Raw genomic sequence first — 19,829 nt, 5'->3', positions numbered from 1 at the left:
CGGGGCGCCCACCGGGCGTACCGTTCACACGAGGAACTCTTCGAGCCGGTGCCGGACGCGCAGGGCCAGCAGATCGCGCCCGGTCTCGTCCCCGTCCCGGAGGAGCCGGGAGCACGGTTGGCACGCCCAGAAGGGGATGACGAGCCGCCGGGCCGCGTCGTGGTACGTCTCGAGGACCACGCCCGGGTAAGGCTCCCGCCTGCGGGGCTCCTGGCCGCAGACCGGGCACAGGTGGCCGTAGCGCTGGATGAAGGTGAAGTCGACCTGGAGGTGCTCGCCGGCGGCCCGTTCGGAGATCAGGGAAAGCCAGGTCTCGGTGATGTCAGGCACGTACAAGGCTGCGTCACCCCCCGCGCGCCTGCGGGATCGTTTCCGATATTGTACGCGCCCGGCGACCGGAAGGCTACAGGGCTTTCCGCGCGGGGCGGGATTCGGGGGCGGTGGCCATCAAGATGCAGTGCATGTTATCATGATGTTGGTGATTCGCCATGGTGCGCACACAGATCCAGTTGACCGAGGAGCAGGCGGCTCGCCTGCGCCGCCTGGCCGCCCACAGGGGCGTTTCGATGGCGGAGATCGTCCGCGAGGCCGTCGAGCGATACATGCAGCAGGCGGGTGCTGCCGACGAGGGGGAGCTGGACGCCCGGGCGCTGGCCGTGATCGGCCGGTTTGCCTCAGGGCAGCGGAACGTCTCCGTCGAGCATGACCTCCATCTGGACGAGGCCTTCTCGTCGTGAGCGTCTTCGTCGACACCTCGGCGCTTTACGCGCTGCTCGACCGCGACGACGCCAACCACGCCCGGGCTCGTGCCACGTGGCTCGAGCTGCGGCACCGGCGCGAACCGTTGCTCACCCACAACTACGTGCTCGTGGAGACCGTCGCCCTGGTCCAGCGACGCCTTGGCCTCGAGGCGGTCCGCGCGCTGCGGGACGCCCTCCTGCCGCTCGTCACCGTCGTCTGGGTCGACGAGGCGCTTCACGAGCGCGCGCTCGCGGCGACCATCGCCTCTGGCCGGCGTGGTGTGAGCCTCGTCGACCGTGTCAGTTTCGAGGTCGTTCGCCTGCACGTCTGCCGGGCCGCGTTCGCGTTCGACGAGGACTTCGCGGCGATGGGCATCGCCACGCTTGGCCCGGATGCTCACGCGGGCGGCGGGGGTCTGGCGAACGCTGGGAACCACGATGACTCCGGCCCGGCGCCCCGCTGACCTCCGCAGGCGACAGGAGGGGTACCGGCCCCGAGGAAGCCTGTGGCCCGAGGCCGCAGATGGGGGCGAGAGCCGCAGGGGTGCACAGGGGCGCGAGAGCCCTTTGACGGGCGGTTGCCACCCTGCTAAGCTAATTCGAGAGGGAGCCGCCCTTGCGGAATTGAGGTGCTTTGTCGTTCATGATCCGCGGGATTCGCGGGGCCACGACGGTCGAGCGGAACGATAGTGAGGAAATCATCCGGGCGACGGAAGAATTGCTGGAGGAGATGGCCCGCCAGAACGAGATCAGCCCTGACGACATCGCCAGCGTTTTCTTCACCGTCACCTCGGAACTCAACGCGACCTTCCCGGCGGAGGCCGCCCGGAAGCGGGGATGGCACCTGGTCCCGATGCTGTGTGCCACGGAGATCCCCGTGCCGGGCAGCCTACCTATGTGTATTCGGGTCTTGATCCACGTCAACACGGATCGGCCCCCGGAGGCCATCCGCCACGTGTACCTCCGCCGGGCCGTGGTCCTGCGGCCCGACTGGAGCGGGGATCGCCGTTGACCGGACCCGGGGCCGGGAGGCGCCTGGTGATCGCCATCGACGGGCCGGCGGGAGCCGGGAAGAGCACCGTCGCCCGGCTGGTGGCGGCCCGCCTCGGCTACCTGTACGTCGACACCGGGGCCATGTACCGGGCGGTGACGCTCAAGGCGCTCCGGGAGGGGGTCGACCCGGGTGATGCGGAGGCGCTCGCCCGGCTGGTGCGGGACATCGACCTGGTGCTGGAGCCGGGGGCTGAGGGCGTCCGGGTGCGCCTGGACGGCGAGGACGTGACCGCGGAGATCCGCCGGCCGGAGGTGTCCCGGGCGGTGTCGGCGGTGGCCGCGGTGCCGGCGGTCCGGGACCGCATGCTGGAGCTCCAGCGGGCGCTGGCCCGGCAGGGCGGAGTGGTCATGGACGGGCGGGACATCGGCAGCCGGGTGCTGCCGTGGGCCGACCGCAAGATCTTCATCACGGCCAGCCTGGCCGAGCGGGCCCGGCGCCGGCAGCGGGAACTGGCGGAGGCGGGCGTGCACGCCTCCCTTCAGGAGGTCGAGGCGGAGATCGCCCGGCGGGACCACCTGGACTCCACCCGCCCGCACAGCCCGCTGGTGCAGGTGCCGGATGCCATCGTGATCGACACCACCGGCCTCACGGTGGACGAGGTGGTGACCCGGGTCCTTGACCACTGCCGCTAGGGTCGTGTACTGGCTCGGCTGGGTGGTGTTCTCCCTCTACTACCGTCTCTTCTACCGCTGGCGGCTCGACGGGGCGGAGAACGTGCCGGCCGCGGGCGGCATCATCCTGTACGCCAACCACGCGTCCTGGCATGACATCCCCATCCTGGCGATCTCCGTCCGGCGGCCCGTCCGGTTTCTGGCCAAGGAGGAGCTGTTTCACAACCGCTTCGTCGGGGCGGTGCTCCGGCTGGTGGGGGGAATCCCCATCAAGCGGGGACTTCCGGACCGGCACGCGATCCGGCAGGCGCTCCAGGCGCTGGAGCGGGGGGAGATCCTGGGGATCTTTCCGGAGGGGACCCGCGTGAGGGACAGGCGCCTGGGCAAGGCGGAGCCGGGTCTGGCCTACCTCCTGTGGAAGTCCGGCGCCCCGGCGGTGCCCGTGGGCATCTCAAGCCCATACCGATGGTTTGGACCGGTCACGGTGCGGATTGGCAAGCCCGTCCACCCCGACGGGTGGGGCGACAGGCCCGGTCAGGCGGAACTGGCCGCCCTGAGCGACCGCCTCATGCAGGAAGTGGACCGGCTTCTGGTCACCGAGCACCTGCGGCCGTCAAAGGTCGGCCGGCCCCGTGCATCCTGACACGCGGGCCCTGCCGGCCGGGTACCCAGCAGCCACCCCGAGGAGGTCTCTTGCAGTGCAGGAATGGAACCGGGACGACGAGCAGAAGAAGCACCAGGGCGATGGGTCGCCCGGGCAGGCGGCCGCCGGGGCCGGACCGGCCGGGAGCGGCGCCGAGGCGGCTCCTGGGCAGGCGGGAGCCCGGCCGGAGGGCGAGGTCCGTGCGGCGGCGGGCGCCGCCCCGGAGGGCAGCGCGGAGCAGCAGCTGGAGGCTGCCCTGACCGTCCTGAAGGAAGGTGACATCGTCACCGGCCGCGTCGTCCAGGTCACCCCCGACCAGGTGCTGGTCGATGTGGGCTACAAGTCCGAGGGGACCATCTCGAAGCACGAGCTGACCCACCGGCCGATCGAGTCCTGCGAGCAGGTGGTCCGGCCCGGCGACGAGATCAAGGTGATGGTCCTCTCCGTCGACGCCCACGGCGAGGGCCAGCTCCGCCTGTCCAAGCGGCGGGCCGACGAGATCGAGGCCTGGCGGAACGTGGAGGCCTGGTACAAGGGCGACGAGATCGTCGAGGCCCAGGTCGTCCGCGCCGTGAAGGGCGGTCTCGAGGTCGACCTCGGCCTGCGGGCCTTCCTGCCGGCCTCGCAGGTGGAGCGCGGGTACGTCAACGACCTGTCCAAGTACGTGGGCCAGATCATCCGGGTGAAGATCATCGAGCTCGACCGGCACAAGAACCGGGTGATCCTGAGCCGCAAGAAGGTCCTGGAGGAGGAGCGGGAGCGCGCCCGCCAGGCCTTCTGGGCGTCGGTCGAGGAGGGGCAGATCCGGACGGGTACCGTCAAGAGCCTGACGGACTTCGGCGCCTTCGTCGACCTGGGCGGGGTGGACGGCCTCCTGCACGTCTCCGAGATGTCGTACGGCCGGGTGAAGCACCCGTCCGAGGTGCTGCAGGAGGGGCAGGAGATCAAGGTGAAGGTCCTGCGCCTGGACCGCGAGAAGGGCAAGGTCTCCCTGGGCCTGAAGCAGGTCCTGCCCGACCCGTGGGACACGGTGGCGGAGAAGTACCCGGAGGGCTCGATCGTCGAGGGCCGGGTTGCCCGCCTCGCCAGCTTCGGCGCCTTCGTCGAGCTGGAGCCGGGCGTCGACGGACTCATCCACATCTCCCAGCTTGCCAACTGGCGGGTGGCCAGCCCCGACGAGGTCGTGCGTCCGGGCCAGCCCGTGCTCGTCCGGGTCACCCAGGTGAACCCGGAGGGGCGGCGGATCAGCCTGTCGCTGCGCGACGTCGACCAGACCCCGCTGCAGGAGCGCCTGCAGGCGGGCCAGAAGGCCCCGCAGGGCGGCGAGGCCGGCGGCGCCGGGGCGCGCGCCACGGAGGAGCCCGTACCCGCCGCCCCCGAAGAGGCACCGGCGGATGAGGGTGCCGAGGGGCAGGGATGAGCCCGAACCGACACGCGAGGACACGGACAGCCGCCGGGCAGTGACCCGGCGGCTGTCGCGCGATCCCGGCGCCGCTGGCGACCCCCCGGCGGCCCGGTTGGCTCACGTCGCACGCCCACCCGGCGCGCCCGGGCAGGCCTCTCAGAACGGCGCGCTGGCCGTGCCCCCAAAGCCCAGGGGGAATCCGGCGGTGCCGGGGATCCCGAAGGGCAGGCCCCCGAACCCGGACGGGAAGCCGCCGAACCCCAGCGGGAACCCGCCGAAGCCTACCGGAAAGCCGCCGAATCCGAAGGGAAAGCCGCCGAACCCGAACGGAAAGCCGCCGGCCGTCACCGGGAAGCCGCCCGGACCGAACAGGCCGAAGGGCAGCCCGCCGAAGCCCACAGGGAAGCCGCCCACCCCGCCAAGACCCCTCGGGAACCCTCCCAGGGCACCCGGCAAGCCGCCGAAGACGCCGAAGGACAAAGGGTTCACCCCCTTGCCCCACATTATGTCGAGGCGTGCGGACCCGTACCCACCGGCTCAGACGGGAACCAGCAGGGCCGGGCGGCGCCACTGGGGCAGGACGCGGGGCGTGACGCTGCCCGCCCAGAACGCCTCCCAGCCCTTCGTGGCGTGGGTGCCGAAGACGACGAGGTCGGTGCCGGCGGCGCGCAGGGCCGCGAGGATCTGGGCGGCCGGCTCCCCCCGCCGCACCTCGACCGTCACGGGGACCCCCTCGGGCTCGAGGCGCCGGCGGAGGTCGGCCAGGTAGCGGGCCGCCTCCTGCCGGCGCACCTCCAGGCGGAGCTGCGTCGAGGCCGGCAGGAGGCGGCCGGCGGCGGCCTCCTCGGCGGTCAGGTCGGAGCGCCTCGGGACGACGGTCACGAGGTGGAGCGAGGCGCCGAAGGCCCGTGCCAGCCCGATCGCCACGGGGAGGCACCGCTCGTGGTCCGGGGCGCCGTCGAGCGGAACGGTCAGGTGGCGGCAGCAGAGCGGGTCGGGGACCGCATCGGGGTGGACGAGGAACACCGGGGCGGCGCCGCTGCCTGCCACCTGCTGGGCGATGCTGCCGAGGAAGAACCCCCGCACGCCCCCGCGGCCGTGGGTGGCCAGCACGATCAGGTCGCACCCGAACTCCCGGGCGTGGTCGGCGATGCTCCGGGCGACCCGGCCTTCCGCCACCTCGTGTACGTGGACGCTCGCCCGCACGCCCTCCTGGCCCAGCCCGGCCGCCACCGCGTCGAGGTACGCCCGCGCCTCGGCGGCGGCCGCCAGGTGGCGGTCGCCGTGCACCTGGGCCGGGGCGTTGCGCTCGAGCACGTGCAGGAGGGTGACGGCCGCGCCCAGGCGGGCGGCCAGCGCCCGCACGGGCGGCAGGACGCACTCGGCGAGTGCCGAGCCGTCGAGGGGGACGAGGAGGTGCTGGAACATCGTTCAGCCTCCAGAGAGCGTGCGGTACAGAAGATACACGTTCAGGCTCACGATGAGGGCGGCGACCACGCCGGCGGCGAAGGTCGTCAGGCGGCCGTTCACCAGCGGCCCCATGATGTCCTTCCGGGCCGTGAACCAGACCAGTGGCACGATCGCGAACGGGAGCCCGAAGCTCAGCACCACCTGGCTGAGCACCAGCGTGTAGGTCGGGTCGAGGCCCATCAGGATCACGACGAACGAGGGCGCCATCGTCACGACCCGGCGCACCCAGACCGGGATGTGCCAGTGCAGGAACCCCTGCATGATGACCTGCCCGGACATGGTGCCGACGATGGACGACGAGAGTCCGGAGGCCAGGAGCGAGACGGCGAACACCCAGCTCGACGCCGGGCCGAGGAGCGGCGCCAGCGTCTCGTGGGCCTCCTCGATGCTGCCGACCCCCACGAGCCCCTCCCGGTGGAACGTCGCGGCGGCCATGATCAGCATGGCGGCGTTCACGAGGCCGGCCGTGCCCATGGCGGTGATCACGTCCACCAGCTCGAAGCGGAAGAGCCGCTTCATCAGGTCGGGCCTCTGTGTCACCACCCTACCCTGTGTGAGGCCGGAGTGCAAGAACACCACGTGCGGCATCACGGTGGCGCCGAGGATGCCCGCCGCCAGGAGGACGCTGTCCGTGCCGGCGAAGGCCGGTACCACGGCGTGGTAGGCGATGCGGCCCCAGTCGGGCCGGTCGAGGATCGTCTCGATCACGTACGCGGCGGCCACCACCCCCAGGAGGGCCGAGATGACCGCCTCCAGGGGGCGGAAGCCGTACCGTTCGAGCGCAAGGATCCCGAACGTGGCGATCGCCGTGAGGACCGCGCCCCAGATGAGCGGGATCCCGAACAGGAGCTGGAAGCCGAGGGCGGCCCCCAGGAACTCGGCCAGGTCGGTCGCCATGGCCACGCCTTCCATGAGGACCCACATGCCCCAGACGACCGGCCGCGGCAGGTGGTCCCGGCAGAGCTCCGCCAGGTTGCGGCCGGTGGCGATGCCGAGCTTGGCGGAGAGGGCCTGGACCAGCATCGCCATCAGGTTGCTGGCCACGATGACCCACAGGAGGAGGTAGCCGTAGCGGGCGCCGGACTGGATGTTCGTGGCGAAGTTCCCCGGGTCCACGTACGCCACCGCCGCCACGAACGCCGGCCCCAGGAACGGCAGGAGGCGGGCGAGGCCCCCCTTGGGCCCCTCCCCCTGCAGCACGTCGAGGGCGGTGGTCACGGTCTTCACGTCGGCGGGCCGCACCGCTTGCCCGGCCGGCATCGCGCTCACCGGCTCTTTGCCCCCCTGGCTGGCCACTGGGCCTTCGCCCCCCTTTTCCGGAGGGGTGCGGCCGCTCCGCGCCTGCCGGGCGCCGCGCTCGAGGCCGTCCCCTCCTGAGTCCCGGGGTGGGCTGCCGAAATGTGATGCGTCGAATCCCGGGATTAGACTGATCTAAACTCCTGGTTAGAGTGTGCCAACCCGGCCCCCGCGTGTCAAGGGGAGCCGTGTCCGGGGCAGCCACATTCGAGGGAGACGGGAAGGGGACCGGACTCCGGCGCCGAATTTCCTGAGTATGCCAGAGAAGAAGCCCCTCATCATCGCGGAGAAGCCCAGCGCGGCTTGGGCCATCGCCCAGGCGCTGGGCGGATTCCGCAGCGCGGGCAGCTACATGGAGAGCCCGGACTTCCTCCTGTCCTGGGCCCTCGGCCACCTCGTGGAGCTGGCCGAGCCGGAGGAGTACGAGGCCCGCTGGCGGCGCTGGAGCCTGGACACCCTGCCGATCCTGCCGTCGGAGTGGCGGCTGAAGGTGGCGGACAAGACCCGGTCGCAGTTCCAGGTGCTCGCCCGCCTCTCCGCCCGGGCCAGCGAGCTCGTCAACGCCTGCGACGCCGGCCGGGAAGGCGAGCTGATCTTCCGCTACATCGCCTCCCTGCTCCCGCACCGGTTGCCGGTGCGGCGGCTGTGGGTGTCGTCCCTCACCCGGGAGGCCATCCGCAAGGGGTTTCAGGACCTCCGCCCGGCGGAGGAGTACGACCGGCTGTACGAGTCGGCCCTGTGCCGGGCCCGGGGCGACTGGCTGGTCGGGATGAACGCCTCCCGGGCGTTCACGACGGCGTTCGGGGAACTCTTCTCCGTCGGCCGGGTGCAGACGCCCACGCTGGCGCTCCTCGTCCGGCGGGAGCGGGAGATCCGTGCCTTCCGGCCCGAGCCGTACTGGGAGGTGTATGCCACCTTCCGCACGCCCGGCGGGGAGGTGTACGCCGGCAAGTGGAGCGGTCCGGACGGCGACCGGTTGCGGTCGGCGGAGGAGGCCGAGTCCATCCGGCAGCGGGTCCTGGCGGCCGGGACGGGGACGGTCGAGGAGGCCGAGGAGAAGGACGTCCCCCAGAAGCCGCCCCCGCTGTTCGACCTCACGAGCCTGCAGCGCGAGGCCAACCGGCGCTGGGGGATGACCGCCGCTGCCACGCTCAGGGCCGCCCAGGAGCTGTACGAGGCCCGCCTCATCACCTACCCGCGCACCGACAGCCGGTACCTCACCCGGGACGTCGCCCGCACGCTGGGGCGGGTGGTGGCGGCGCTCAGCGCCGTCCCCGCCTACGCGCCCCTGGCCGCCGGCGGCGACCTGCAGCGCATCTGGACGGGGCGCGTCGTCAACGAGGCGCGGGTCACGGACCACCACGCCATCATCCCGACCGGGGAAGCGGTCCCCGCCCTGAGCGGCGCGGCGGCCCGCGTCTTCGACCTCGTCGCCCGCCGCCTGCTCGCCCAGCTGTACCCGGATGCGGTCTACCGGGAGGGCCGGGTGGTCACGGCCGCCGGCCCCGACCGGTTCGTCACCCGGGGCCGGCGGCTGGTCGACCCGGGCTGGCGCCTCGCCGACCCCGACGCCCCGGGGCTGCCGCCGCCGGCAGGCGACGCCGGCGCCGGCCCCGCCGCGGACGCCGGCGACCCGGGTCCGGCCACGGGCCCCGGCCCGGCCGGCGACGGGGCGGACGCCCCGGCAGCCCGCAGCCGGCGCCGCGGCCGGACGTCCGCCGCGCCCCAGGACGCCGCCGCCGAGCCGCCTCCCCTGCCCCGCGTGTCCCCGGGCGACCCCGTCCGCGTCGAGGCCGCCGAGTCGGTGCGCAAGGAGACCCAGCCGCCCCGGCGGTACACCGAGGCGACCCTCCTGGCCGCCATGGAGGGGGCGGGGAGGGAACTGGAGGACGAGGCGCTCCGGGAGGCGATGAAGGGCCACGGACTCGGGACCCCGGCCACCCGGGCGGCGATCATCGAGCGGCTCAAGGAGGTGGGGTACGTCCGGGCCCGGGGGAAGGTGCTGTTCCCGACCGAGAAGGGCGAGCGCCTGGTGGACCTGGCCGAGCACGTGCAGGCCGCCGTGCTCCTCTCCGCCGAGCTCACCGGGGAGTGGGAGAAGCGCATCGCCGACATCCAGGCCGGCACCTACGAGCCGGCGCGGCTGCTGGACGAGATGCGTGACCTCGCCGTCGGAGTGGTCGAGCGCGTCCGCCGGGCGGTGCGCGGGGGCTCCTCCCCGACCCGTCGCGCCGGCGATGCGAACACCGCTGCCCGCGAAGCCGATCCCGCCGGCAGTTCGCCCGCCCGCGCCGCCCGTGGGACGCGGCGGCCCCCCGCGCAGGCGACTCCGATCCCCGGCGAGCTCCCGGCGGCCCCCGGCCTGGTCGCGGGCTCGTGCCCCCGGTGCGGCGGCCCTGTGCGGCGGGACGGGCGCGACTGGCGGTGTGCCGGGGGCTGCGGCCTGCGCGTCCCCGGCTTTCTCTGCGGGCGGCCGATCGGCCCGGACGTGGCCGGAGTGATCCTCCGGGAAGGCCGCACGCCGCTCCTGACCGGCTTCCGGTCCCGGGGCGGAAAGCCGTTTGACGCCTACCTCGTCCTCGACGGCGCGGAGGTCCGGTTCGAGTTTCCCCCCTCAAGGCGGGACCGCGGGCCGGCGCGCCCGGCCGCCCGGAAGCGAGCTCGTCCCCCCGGCGGCGCGTGAGACGGAGAGCCTCACACGGAGGACGGGGGGACGGCGCCGCGGGCGGCCGGGAGCTCGCGTGCCCATCGGCCGTCCTGCGGGTCCGGCGGTGGGACGGGCTCGGTCCGGGCGGTGTCGCTCCTGCGGTGTCACTCCCGCGTGCGCGGCGTCTTCACCCACTCCCTCGGTCCCCGGCCGGCGGCGTACAGGGCAAGCGCGGTCGAGTACGGCACGGGGAAGAGGAAGGCGGCGAGGGGCAGCAGCAGGAGGCTCGCCACCGCGGCGGCCTGCTGCCGCAGGCGGTGCAGGCCGGGAAGGGAGCGGTCCAGGTACGGCAGGTAGCGGAAGTAGGCGTAGACGGTGAACGCCACGTAGATCAGGGAGAGGACGTACAGGGCGGAGCGCGCGGGCGCCCACAGCACGCTCGGGTCGAGCCAGCCGGCCCAGTACAGCACGGTGGCGATCGGCGGAACCAGGGTGGCGGTCTGGTAGAACACCCACTCGAACTGTCCCTTGCGCCAGAGTTCCTGGAGCAGCTCGCGCCGGCGGGCGGGGTCGGCGCTGCTGTCGCTCTGCAGCTTCGCCATGACCTGCAGGTGGCCGGTCGCCCAGCGGAGGCGCTGGCGGAAGAAGCTCCTGAAGGTGGGCGGGGTCTGCTCCGAGGACGGCAGCGGCAGGTACTCCGGCCACGCCCCGGCCCGGAGGTAGGCCCGCGTGCCCAGCTCGAGGTCCTCCGTCAGCGTGCGGGCGTCGTAGCCGCCGATCTGGCGGAGCAGGTCGACGTCGACGAACAGGTTCGTGCCCCCGACGAACGGCAGGCGCCGGAAGAGCGACGGCAGGTACCAGTCGTGGGCGATCGCCTGGTACAGCGAGGCGATCTTGCAGAACGGCCCCATCTCGAAGAAGTTGCGGACCTGGAAAACCGGTCCCTGGAAGATCCGCACCGGGCGCTCGACCCGGGGGGGCCGCCAGCCCGGCCGGGCCGGGCCGAGGTCCTCCAGCCACCGCCGGGCGACGTACAGCAGCACCCGGGGGTCAGGGCGGGACTCGGCGTCGTAGAAGCCGCACCAGCGCGTGCGGGGATCCACGAAGCCGAGCCCCCAGTTGAGCGCCCGGCCCTTCGTCGAGGGCACGGGGCGGCCCAGCCGCCGCCCGCCGAGCTCGCCGTCGAAGTCGACCGGCACGTCGACGTGCTTGAGGCGCGGCACGTCGCGGCGCCGGGCGAACTCGGCCACCTTGCGCTGGAGGATGTCCTGCGTCGTCGGGTAGATCTCCCGGTACGTCTCCTCCAGCAGGCGCTCGAGCTGCCCGTCCGGACCGTGGGCGAGACGGGCGAGACGGCCGAGGATGTCGGCCGCCAGCGCCTCGCTCATGCCGCGCAGGATCTCCCGCGTCAGCGTGTGGTTGGCCCGGGCGGCGTGGGCTGCCATGCGGTCGACCAGCCGGCGGCGGTGCGGCTCGTCGCGAAGCTGGGCGAGCGCCACCACGGCGGGGATCGCCCGTCCGAGCAGGGCCGCGTGGGCCGCCAGGATCTCCTCGCGGGTCGCCCCCGGGAGGCGGCGCCGGAGCAGTTCCTCCGCCCCGGGGCCGGCGGTCCGGCCGCGCCCGGCCCAGAGCCGGTGCGCCGCCTCCCAGACCAGGTACCGGACGACGGGCTGGGGCAGCCGCCGCAGCGCGCCCGGCTCGCCTTCGCGCAGGTACCGCCGGCGGATCTCGTCCCCGCCTTCCCCGGCAAGCCGGCCCAGGAGGCCGAGCACCAGGCCCTCGGCGGCCGGCGACAGCGGGACCCCGGCGGCTGACGGGGACACCGGTTCGACGTGGGGCAGCGGCCCCGCCGGCGCCGGTTCGGGAAGCGGGGCCGCCGGCTCCGGCACCGCCGCGGGCGCCGCCGCTACCGCCGCCTCCGGCTCGGCGGCCGGGAGCGTCGCGGCGACGGCCGCTGGTCGCGGCAAGACCGCCACGCCCGTGCCGGCCCCCGGCCCCGGGCGGGCGGCGGCCGCCACGGGGGCGGGGCGCGCGCCCACGGCCTTCCGTGCGGCGAGGGCGATCACCTTGGGTTCGGTTCGGGTCGGAGCGGTAGCGCCGGCCCGGGACGGCCCCCCGGGACGGGAGGGCTCGGCGGGAGCCGGCCCGCCGGCGGCAGGCCTCAGCGCCGACCGCAGGAACCGGGCCGCTGCGGCGACCGTGTCCGGACGGATCCGGTCCGCAGCTTCGGACTCCTTCTCATCCGTGATGACGATGATCTCGAAGCGGTCGGGCGGATAGTCGAGCCGGGCCATGTGGTCGACCGTGCGCTCGATCACGTCCGCCTCGTTGCGGGCGGGGACCAGGATGCTGAAATACGGGAGGTCCCGGCCGGCCGACCGGGCGAGGGCGCGCACCCCCTCGACGCTCAGCGGGGGGCGGCGCCGCCAGTAGTAGCGATCGGCATAGCGTTTCCAAACCAGGAGCCGCAGGAACAGGACGAACATCAGGAGGTAGGCGGCCACGACACCCAGGTACAGGTACTGTGGCACGCTGAGGTCGGCGCGCAACATAAAAGCCCTCCCGCAGGAAGCGTTGACTTCCTCCGGCTAGGGTGCCTGTCGGCCCGGCCTGGTTATTCGGTTGGACGGCGGCGCAAACTGCGTCTGACCGCACCCCGGCGGGCCCTTTCCGTCTCTTGCTGTTCGGGCCTCGCCGGGAACGAGTGGCCATGGCGAACGACGGGACACCCTTCGCCCTGACCTACTGCGCCAGGACTCGGCCCGGGCCGGGTGGCGGCAGACCCGGAAACGGATACCGCATGGCTGGCATGACTGGCGGATCACCGGCCCTTTCGCGGTCCCAAGCACTTGGACTGCCGATTCCGGGGAACGGTTCCGGAACCCCGGCGCGGTCTGAACGCAACTATTCGGCGCCCGGAGGAAACGACCCTGCCGAGATGGGGGCCTTTCGGTAGAAGTTTTGAGACAACCTGTATGCGGAGGGATAGGTTGGTGGTCATCTACCACGCCGTCCGCCCGCTTCCCGCCCGGATCGCGGCCGCGCTGCACCTGTGCCCGGCCGGCGACGCCCCCGCCTCGCCGGCTTCCCTGTTGCCGGACCTGGCCGGGCAGGAGCGCACCGCCGACCTCCTCCGCCCGCAGGCGGGGATGCGGCTGGAGGGGGTGGACCCGGCCGGGACGCGGGTCTACTCCTGCGCCACCGGGGCGGCACCGGCGGTGGTGGAGCGGGCCTTTGCCGGCATGGCCCGGGTGTGCGGCATCCCGCCGTCCGCGTACCGCCTCGTCGCCGTGCACGAGCCGCCGTGGGCCGGGGCCGTGCTGGCGGCGCTGGGGCTCGCCGGCGCGCGCCGGGCCGTCAGCGCGTACGCCCGTCTCGCCGGGCGGGCCGCGGCGGAGGCGGTGCGCCGGGGCCGGGGGGACGGCGGCGCCGGCGCATGATCCACGTCTACTATTGCTTCGGCGGCGCCCACACGTCAGTGACCGCCGCGAACCTCCACCTCGGCCGGCTGCCGCCGCGCCCGACCTACCGGCAGATCCTCGCCCAGCCGCACTTCGACCAGCTGGCGCACGGATCGATCGGGACCTTCCTCTTCATGGGCGTCGACGCCGCCGGGCACGCGGTCTACTCGGTCGGGCTGGAGGCGGGCAAGGAGCGGCTCGCCCGCGCCCTCGCCGACTTCGCGGCCGCCTTCGGCGCGGCGCCGGACGGACTCCTGCTGCACCCGGCCCTCCCGTGTGCGAACGTCCTGATGCGGATCGGCGGCTTCCTCTCGCGGCGGCTGGGCCTGGTCTGGCCCGGCCGGCCCCTGGTCGGCCTGGGGGCATGGCTGGCGCTGCCCCGGTTCCGGGCGCTGGTCGGGCCGGTGGTCGCCCGGTGCCGGCCCGCTTCCCTGCGGTCCGTTGACGGTCCGGGGGCCGTTGCCGATAATGGGATTCGCAGCGAGGAGGGAGCGGAGTGGCCCGCATCGCCCGTCCCGTCGTCCAGTCCGTCCGGCCCGGAAGCCCGGCCGACGCCGCCGGCGTCCGGCCCGGCGACAAGCTGACCCACATCGGCGGGGAGCCGGTCCGGGACATCCTCGACTACCGCTTCCTCTCCGCGGAGGAGGAGGTCACCCTCACCTTCGAGCGCCCGGACGGCAGCACCGTCACGGCCCGGGTGGTCAAGGACGCCGACGAGGACCTGGGGGTCGACTTCGGCGGCAAGCCGACGTTCGACGGCATCTACACGTGCCGGAACAAGTGCATCTTCTGCTTCGTCTTCCAGCAGCCGCGGGGCCTGCGTCCGAGCCTCAACCTGATGGACGACGACTTCCGCCTGAGCTTCCTGCACGGCAACTTCATCACCCTCACGGACATGCCGGCGGACCAGTGGGAGCGCATCATCCGGCAGCGGCTGTCGCCCCTCTACATCTCCGTCCACGCCACGGACGACGACCTCCGCGCCTTCGTCATGGGGACCGACAAGGCGCGGGGGATCATGGACAAGCTGCGGGAACTGGCCCGGCACGGGATCTCGTACCACACCCAGATGGTCCTGTGCCCGGGGGTGAACGACGGCGAGCACCTCGACCGGTCGATCGCCGACCTCGTCACCCTGGGCCCGGAGGCCCTCCTGTCGATCTCCGTGGTGCCCGTCGGCCTGACGCGCTACCGGGACAAGCTCTACCCGCTGCGCACCTACACCCCCGACGAGGCCCGGCGGCTCCTGCGGCAGGTCGAGGCCTGGCACCGCCGGCTCCAGCCGGAGTGGGGGTTCCCGGTCGTGTACCCCTCCGACGAGTGGTACCTCCTCGCCGGCGAGGAGGTGCCGCCGGCCTCGTTCTATGGAAATTACGACCAGCTCGAGAACGGCGTGGGCATGGTGCGGCTGTTCCTCGAGGAGCTCGGGTCGGTGGTGCCTCGCCTGCCGGACCAGCTCCCGGCGCCCCGCCGCGTCACCGTCGTGACGGGCGTGCTGGCAGGGCCGCTCCTCGAGCGCGCCGCCGGGCACCTGCGGCAGGTCGAGGGGCTGGACGTGGAGGTCCTGGTCGTCCGCAACGAGTTCTACGGGCACACCGTCACCTGCGCCGGCCTCCTCACGGGCTGGGACATGACCATGGCGCTCCTGGAGGCGGCCGGCCGGCCCGGAGGCCTGGGCGATCTGGTCGTCCTCCCGGCGGTGTCGATGCGCGACGGGGACGGCCGCACCATCGACGACTACACGGCCGGCATGATCCGGGAGCGCATCGGCGGCACCCCCGTGGTGACGGCGGGGACGCCGGCCGAGCTGGCGGATCTCGCCACCGGCGGCCGGCTGCGCCGGCTCCGCCGCCGGCCGAGCCGCCTGCGCTTCACCCTGGGCGCCGCCGAGCCGGGGTACTACAGCGTGGAGGGGCCGCGGGCGGCGGAGCGGACCCGCTAGCACCCCGTACCCGGCACGCCGGGCGCGAGCGGGACGAGAGCCCGCACGCCGGTTATGTTACAACGGCGTTACAAGGGCGTGGACTGGCAGGGGCGCTGACTCCCCTTGACGAATTCAACCAAGCAAAAACTTCCTCGACGCCACACGGACCAACGACCGGATGCGAGGCGAACCCATCGCAGGCGCCTTCGTGCGCGGCGGGCGTGTCCGGCGAGCGGGCGGGGCCTGCCGTCCCGTCTCGCACGGGGCGTCCGCCGGCAAGAGAAAGAGACCCGGGAGCCGGTGCGTCGGGGCAACGTCATGATCGGACCATCCTGGGCCAGTAGGGGGATATGGGGATGCTGGCGAACGGGCGGGCGCGGATCCTTCTTCTGGCCGGGGAGACCGCAGGGCGGTCCCGGCCGGGCGACGGGGCCCACCCGCCCGCGTGGCTGGTTGCTCCCGGTGGCGGGGAGACGCTCCTGCGCCAGGCCTACGCGCGCATGGCGCGGCTCGTGGACCCGGCGCACATCTACGTCTGTACGGGGGCCGGGCTGTACGACCGGGTGCGGGCCGAACTGCCGGAGGTGCCGCCGCAGCACTTCCTCGTCGAGGCCCGGCCCCGGGGAACGGCCGCCACGCTGGCCCTGGCCGGGCTCCACCTCGAGCGGGTCCACCCCGGGTGCGTGGTGGTGGCGGTCCCGGCCGGCCACCGGATTGAGGACGGCGACGCCTTCCGGGCGGCTGTCGTGGGCGCGGCCCACGCCGCGCTGGCCGGGGAGCACCTGGTGGCCATCGGCGTCCGGCCGACCCGTGCCGAGACCGGCCTGGGGTACCTCCACTGCGGCCCGCGGATCGCGCAGTTCCGCGGCGTGGGGGTGCACCGCGTGCTGGACTTCATCGAGAAGCCGGAGCGCCCCCTCGCCCGCTGGCTCGTGGAGAGCGGCCAGTACCTGTGGTACAGCGGGATCCTGGCTGCAGCGGCCCGCCGCCTCCTGGCCGAGGTGCGCCGCCACCTGCCGCAGGCCGGGCGTCTCCTGGAGGTGCCGGCGCCGCAGGGCGAGGCCGCGACGGCGGCCGGCGACGGGACGGCCGGCTGGCCCCCTGCCCCGGTTGCCCTGGCAGAAGCTTTCCCGCGGACATCTTTCGACCGGGCGGTGCTGGAGAAGACCGACCGGCTCCTCGTGGTCCCGGGCGAGTTCCTCTGGGAGGACGCGGGCCGGCGGCATGACGTCAGGCGTTCCGCCCGGCCGGAGCCGCGCGGCCCTTCGTATGAGCCCGTGTTGCAGCAGCGGACCGCCTGCGGGCAGCACGCCGCGCAGGTGGTGCAGGGGCTCAACCGCCCGGCGCCTTCCGGCGAGGCCCCCGGCACGGTGTAGGCGACGCTACGTCTCCAGTTCCCAGACCTGCGAGGCGATGACCGACACCCCCTGCCCGCGGCGCTCCACCCGGCCCTGAACGGCCAGCGGCGGGATGGGCTCCTGGAAGATCACGTGCCCGTACCGCAGGTACACGTCCTCCCACACGGTGACGTCGACGAAGCCCGTCTCGTCCTCGAGCGACAGGAACACGGTGATCCGGCCCGAGCGGGTCGGCGGGCGGTGCGGGCGGATGGCGAGCCCGGCGACGCGCACGGGCGTTCCCGTCTCAAGTGAGCGGACCGCCGCGGCGGTCCGGTACCCCCGCGCCTCCAGCCTGGGCCGGTGCAGCGCCATGGCGTGGCGCCCGATCATCACGTCGAGGACCTCGTACTCCTTCACGAAGCGCTCCCAGGGGGAGAAGTCGGGGACCGCGGCGGCGGTGCCGCCCGGGGGCACGCCGGGGAGGGGGAGCCGGCCGCCGCCCGCCGCCCGGGCGGCGGCCAGCGTCCCGGGGAGCTCCCAGAGGAGGCGCCGGCGGTTGGGGTTCAGGCTGTCGAGCGCTCCGGCCAGGATGAGCGCCTCGAGCTCGTCGCGCGGCGCCGGGGTCCGGGCGCAGAGGTCCGCCAGGCTCCGGTACGGTCCGCCCGCCTCTCGTTCGCGGATCACGGCATCGGCCACGGCCCGGGAGAGGCCCCGTACCTGGCCCAGGCCGCAGCGCATCGCGCCGGCGGGGCTCTCCGGCCACGCTTCCACCGTCCACTCCCACCGGCTCCGGTTCACGTCCGGCGGCAGCACGGCCACCCCGCGCCGCTTCGCCTCCTCGACGATCACCCGCGGCGGATAGTACCCCATCGGCTGGTTCGTCAGCACCGCGGCGAAGAACTCGGCGGGGTGGTGCCGGACCAGGTACGCCGTCTTGTACGCGGTCGTGGCGAAGGCGGCCGCGTGGGCCTCGCAGAAGCCGTAGCTGGCGTAGCCCCGGATGTAGGAGAAGATGGTTTCGGCCACCGCCGGGTCGACCCCCCGGGCCACGGCCTTCTCGACGAACCGCTGCCCGATCGTCCGCATCTCCTCCCGGTCGCGGGCGTGGGTCATGACCCGGCGCAGCTGGTCCGCCTCGCCGGGCGTGAAGCCGGCGACGGCGGCCGCGATCTCGATCACCTGCTCCTGGAAGAGCACCACGCCGTACGTCTTGCGGAGGATCGGCTCCAGGGACGGGTGCAGGTACGTGACCGGCTCCCTTCCGTGGCGGCGGGCCAGGAAGGGCTCGACCATGTTGCCCTTGATGGGCCCCGGGCGGATGATCGCCACGCTGGCCACGATGTCCTCCAGGTGCTCCGCACCCAGGCGGGCCTGGAGCGCCCGCTGGGCCGGGGACTCCAGCTGGAAGACGCCGACGGTGTCGCCGGCGCGCAGCATCCGGTAGGTCTCGGGGTCGTCCAGGGGCAGCCGCTCGTAGTCGAGTGGCCGGCCGGCCCGCTCCAGGTGGCCGAGCGCGTCCTCCACCGCCGACAGGGTCCGCAGGGAGAGGAGGTCCAGCTTGATCAGCCCGAGGTCCTCGACGTCCCGCTTGTCGAACTGGACCACGGGCACGCCCTTGGCCGCCCACCCGAGCGGGCTGACGGCGACGAGCGGCTCCCGGCTGATGACCAGGCCTCCCAGGTGGGTGCCCAGGTGGCGGGGCAGCCCGGCGACCGCGGCCGCCGCCTTCACCAGGGCGCCGAGCCGCTCCCAGGGGATTCCCGACCGGCGCAGCTCCGGCAGGCAGGCCGCCACCCGCTCGATGTCGCCGGCGCCGGCGAACAGGGGCAGGCGCCGCGCCAGGCGGTCGACGGTCCCGGCGGGCAGGCCCATCGCCTTGCCCAGGTCCCGGACGGCCGACCGGGCCTGGAAGGTGTTGTACGTGGCCACCGCGGCCACCCGGTCCGCTCCGTACCGCTCGAAGACGTACGCCGCGACCCGGTCCCGGTGGCGGGCGTCGAAGTCCACGTCGATGTCGGGCGTCTCCGCGCGCTCGGTGCTCAGGAACCGCTCGAAGAGGAGGCCGCGCCGCAGGGCGTCGACGTCCGTGATCTCGAGGCAGTACGCCACCACGGAGTCGGCCGCCGAGCCGCGGCCGGCGTAGCGGATCCCCTCTTCCCGCGCGTGGCGGCACACGTCCCACACCAGGAGGAAGTAGTCCGCAAACCCCAGGCGCTCGATGATCCCCAGCTCGTGCTCCAGCCGGGCGGCCACCTCGCCCTCCACCCGGCCGTAGCGGCGGCGCGCCCCGGCGTAGGTGAGCTCGCGCAGGTACTGCATCGCCGGCTTCCCCCCGGGCACGGGGAAGGCCGGGTGCCGGCGCCGCCCCAGGTCGAGGACGGGCTCGCAGCGCTCGGCGATGGCGAGCGTGTTCGCCGTCGCCCCGGGGTAGTCCCGGAACGCGGCGATCATCTCCGCCGGCGGCTTCAGGTAGTTCTCGGCGTTGAGGCGGCGCTCCGGGTGCACCTCGTCGAGCCGCGTGCGCGTGCGCACGCACGTGAGGAGGTCGTGGACGGGGAACTCCTCGCGCAGGCGGTAGTGCACGTTCGCCGTCGCCACCAGCGGGATGCCCAGGTGCTCGCCCAGGTCCCGCAGGGCGCCGTGGAGGGCGCGGTCCCCGGGCAGCCGGGTGGCCTGCAGCTCCAGGTAGAAGTTGCCCCGGCCGAAGATCGCCAGGTAGCGGCGCGCGGCCGCCTCTGCCTCGGCCAGCCGCCCGCGCAGGATCAGGGACGGGATCTCCCCGCGCCGGCACCCGGAGAGCGCGATGAGCCCGCTCGAGTACCGCTCCAGGTATTCCATGGGGCAGCGGGGGCTGCGCCGGCGCTCGTCCCAGTCCGGCGGGCGGTGCGGCAGGCCGGTTCCCGGCCCGGGCACGTAGCCCAGGTGGGCCGCCGTCAGGAGCCGGTTGAGGTTACGGTACCCCTCGGGGCCGGTCGCCAGGAGCGTGAGGTGGTGCCCGCCCTCCAGGGTGAGCTCGGCGCCCTGGATCGGCCGGATCCCCGCGGCCTGCGCCCTGCGCTGCCACTCGACCGCCCCGGAGACGTTGTCGTGGTCGGTCAGGGCGATGGCCGGCATCCCCAGCGCGGCCGCCTCCTCGATCAGGGCGCCGATGCGGGAGGCCCCGTCCAGGAAGGAAAAGGGGGAGTGACAGTGCAGATGGACGAATCCCTGCACCGCTCTCACCTCGATTGCACCGTCC

At 73.7% G+C, this 19,829-nt stretch carries 17 protein-coding genes; 11 read left to right on the top strand and 6 right to left on the bottom strand.

Going from position 1 to position 19,829, the window contains the following annotated elements:
- Positions 1-24 precede the first annotated feature (24 nt).
- The gene (locus caldi_RS07435) at positions 25-336 is read right to left on the bottom strand and encodes a hypothetical protein (protein WP_264844466.1); all 312 of its coding nucleotides are present in this window, start codon (positions 334-336) and stop codon (positions 25-27) included.
- Between the two features lie 152 nt (positions 337-488).
- Here caldi_RS07435 and caldi_RS07430 point away from each other — a divergent pair, with 152 nt between their 5' ends.
- The 6 genes from caldi_RS07430 to rpsA all read left to right on the top strand — a co-directional run bounded on the left by caldi_RS07430 (position 489) and on the right by rpsA (position 4,468).
- Positions 489-737 (top strand): ribbon-helix-helix domain-containing protein, encoded by a 249-nt coding sequence (locus tag caldi_RS07430; RefSeq protein ID WP_264844465.1) that lies wholly within the window; start codon positions 489-491, stop codon positions 735-737.
- Positions 734-1,204, top strand: a complete 471-nt coding sequence (locus tag caldi_RS07425) for a type II toxin-antitoxin system VapC family toxin (RefSeq protein WP_264844464.1) — start codon at positions 734-736, stop codon at positions 1,202-1,204. The genes caldi_RS07430 and caldi_RS07425 overlap by 4 nt, the downstream gene beginning before the upstream one ends.
- 179 nt (positions 1,205-1,383) lie before the next feature.
- A complete protein-coding gene (gene aroH, locus caldi_RS07420; protein ID WP_264844463.1) occupies positions 1,384-1,752 on the top strand; it encodes a chorismate mutase in 369 nt (122 codons plus the stop codon).
- Positions 1,753-1,778: 26 nt separating this feature from the next.
- Positions 1,779-2,426, top strand: coding sequence for a (d)CMP kinase (gene cmk / locus caldi_RS07415; protein ID WP_264844462.1), 648 nt, complete (start codon positions 1,779-1,781; stop codon positions 2,424-2,426).
- Positions 2,410-3,048, top strand: a complete 639-nt coding sequence (locus caldi_RS07410) for a lysophospholipid acyltransferase family protein (protein WP_264844461.1) — start codon at positions 2,410-2,412, stop codon at positions 3,046-3,048. The genes cmk and caldi_RS07410 overlap by 17 nt, the downstream gene beginning before the upstream one ends.
- 55 nt (positions 3,049-3,103) lie before the next feature.
- The gene (gene rpsA / locus caldi_RS07405) at positions 3,104-4,468 is read left to right on the top strand and encodes a 30S ribosomal protein S1 (RefSeq protein WP_264844460.1); all 1,365 of its coding nucleotides are present in this window, start codon (positions 3,104-3,106) and stop codon (positions 4,466-4,468) included.
- 141 nt (positions 4,469-4,609) lie between these two features.
- Here rpsA and caldi_RS07400 read toward each other — a convergent pair whose 3' ends face one another.
- From caldi_RS07400 to caldi_RS07390, 3 genes are read right to left on the bottom strand one after another with little or no spacing between them, the layout of a single operon-like run.
- Entirely contained in the window at positions 4,610-4,933 is a 324-nt protein-coding gene (locus tag caldi_RS07400) for a hypothetical protein (RefSeq protein WP_264844459.1), read from the bottom strand.
- 57 nt (positions 4,934-4,990) lie between these two features.
- Complete coding sequence (locus caldi_RS07395) at positions 4,991-5,881, bottom strand: universal stress protein (RefSeq protein WP_264844458.1); 891 nt, start codon at positions 5,879-5,881, stop codon at positions 4,991-4,993.
- A gap of 3 nt (positions 5,882-5,884) precedes the next feature.
- Positions 5,885-7,183 carry an Nramp family divalent metal transporter gene (locus tag caldi_RS07390; RefSeq protein WP_264844751.1) on the bottom strand — a complete coding sequence of 433 codons (1,299 nt, stop codon included), beginning with the start codon at positions 7,181-7,183 and terminating at the stop codon, positions 5,885-5,887.
- Positions 7,184-7,475: 292 nt separating this feature from the next.
- On the opposite strand from caldi_RS07390, the gene caldi_RS07385 reads away from it, so the two are divergent.
- Positions 7,476-9,902, top strand: coding sequence for a type IA DNA topoisomerase (locus tag caldi_RS07385; RefSeq protein WP_264844457.1), 2,427 nt, complete (start codon positions 7,476-7,478; stop codon positions 9,900-9,902).
- A 128-nt stretch (positions 9,903-10,030) separates the two neighbouring features.
- Here the strand turns inward: caldi_RS07385 and caldi_RS07380 are convergent, their stop codons facing one another.
- Positions 10,031-12,415 carry a glycosyltransferase family 2 protein gene (locus caldi_RS07380; protein ID WP_264844456.1) on the bottom strand — a complete coding sequence of 795 codons (2,385 nt, stop codon included), beginning with the start codon at positions 12,413-12,415 and terminating at the stop codon, positions 10,031-10,033.
- A gap of 441 nt (positions 12,416-12,856) precedes the next feature.
- Between caldi_RS07380 and caldi_RS07375 the strand changes: the two genes are divergently transcribed.
- From caldi_RS07375 to caldi_RS07360, 4 genes are all read left to right on the top strand, one after another.
- Positions 12,857-13,306: a DUF3189 family protein gene (locus caldi_RS07375; RefSeq protein WP_264844455.1), complete on the top strand. Its 450-nt coding sequence runs from the start codon at positions 12,857-12,859 to the stop codon at positions 13,304-13,306.
- Positions 13,303-13,911 (top strand): DUF3189 family protein, encoded by a 609-nt coding sequence (locus tag caldi_RS07370; RefSeq protein WP_264844454.1) that lies wholly within the window; start codon positions 13,303-13,305, stop codon positions 13,909-13,911. Before caldi_RS07375 ends, caldi_RS07370 begins: the two co-directional genes overlap by 4 nt.
- On the top strand, positions 13,824-15,269 hold the full coding sequence (locus caldi_RS07365; RefSeq protein WP_264844453.1) for a DUF512 domain-containing protein: 1,446 nt from the start codon (positions 13,824-13,826) through the stop codon (positions 15,267-15,269). Before caldi_RS07370 ends, caldi_RS07365 begins: the two co-directional genes overlap by 88 nt.
- 338 nt (positions 15,270-15,607) lie before the next feature.
- Positions 15,608-16,627: a sugar phosphate nucleotidyltransferase gene (locus caldi_RS07360; protein WP_264844452.1), complete on the top strand. Its 1,020-nt coding sequence runs from the start codon at positions 15,608-15,610 to the stop codon at positions 16,625-16,627.
- A gap of 6 nt (positions 16,628-16,633) precedes the next feature.
- Here the strand turns inward: caldi_RS07360 and caldi_RS07355 are convergent, their stop codons facing one another.
- Positions 16,634-19,804, bottom strand: a complete 3,171-nt coding sequence (locus caldi_RS07355) for a DNA polymerase III subunit alpha (RefSeq protein ID WP_264844451.1) — start codon at positions 19,802-19,804, stop codon at positions 16,634-16,636.
- Positions 19,805-19,829 lie beyond the last annotated feature (25 nt).

Origin of the sequence: Caldinitratiruptor microaerophilus, assembly GCF_025999835.1 — a bacterium.
Taxonomy (GTDB): domain Bacteria; phylum Bacillota; class Sulfobacillia; order Symbiobacteriales; family ZC4RG38; genus Caldinitratiruptor; species Caldinitratiruptor microaerophilus.
Note: the sequence above shows the minus strand (reverse complement) of the source record. Positions and strands in the feature narration are given on the sequence as shown.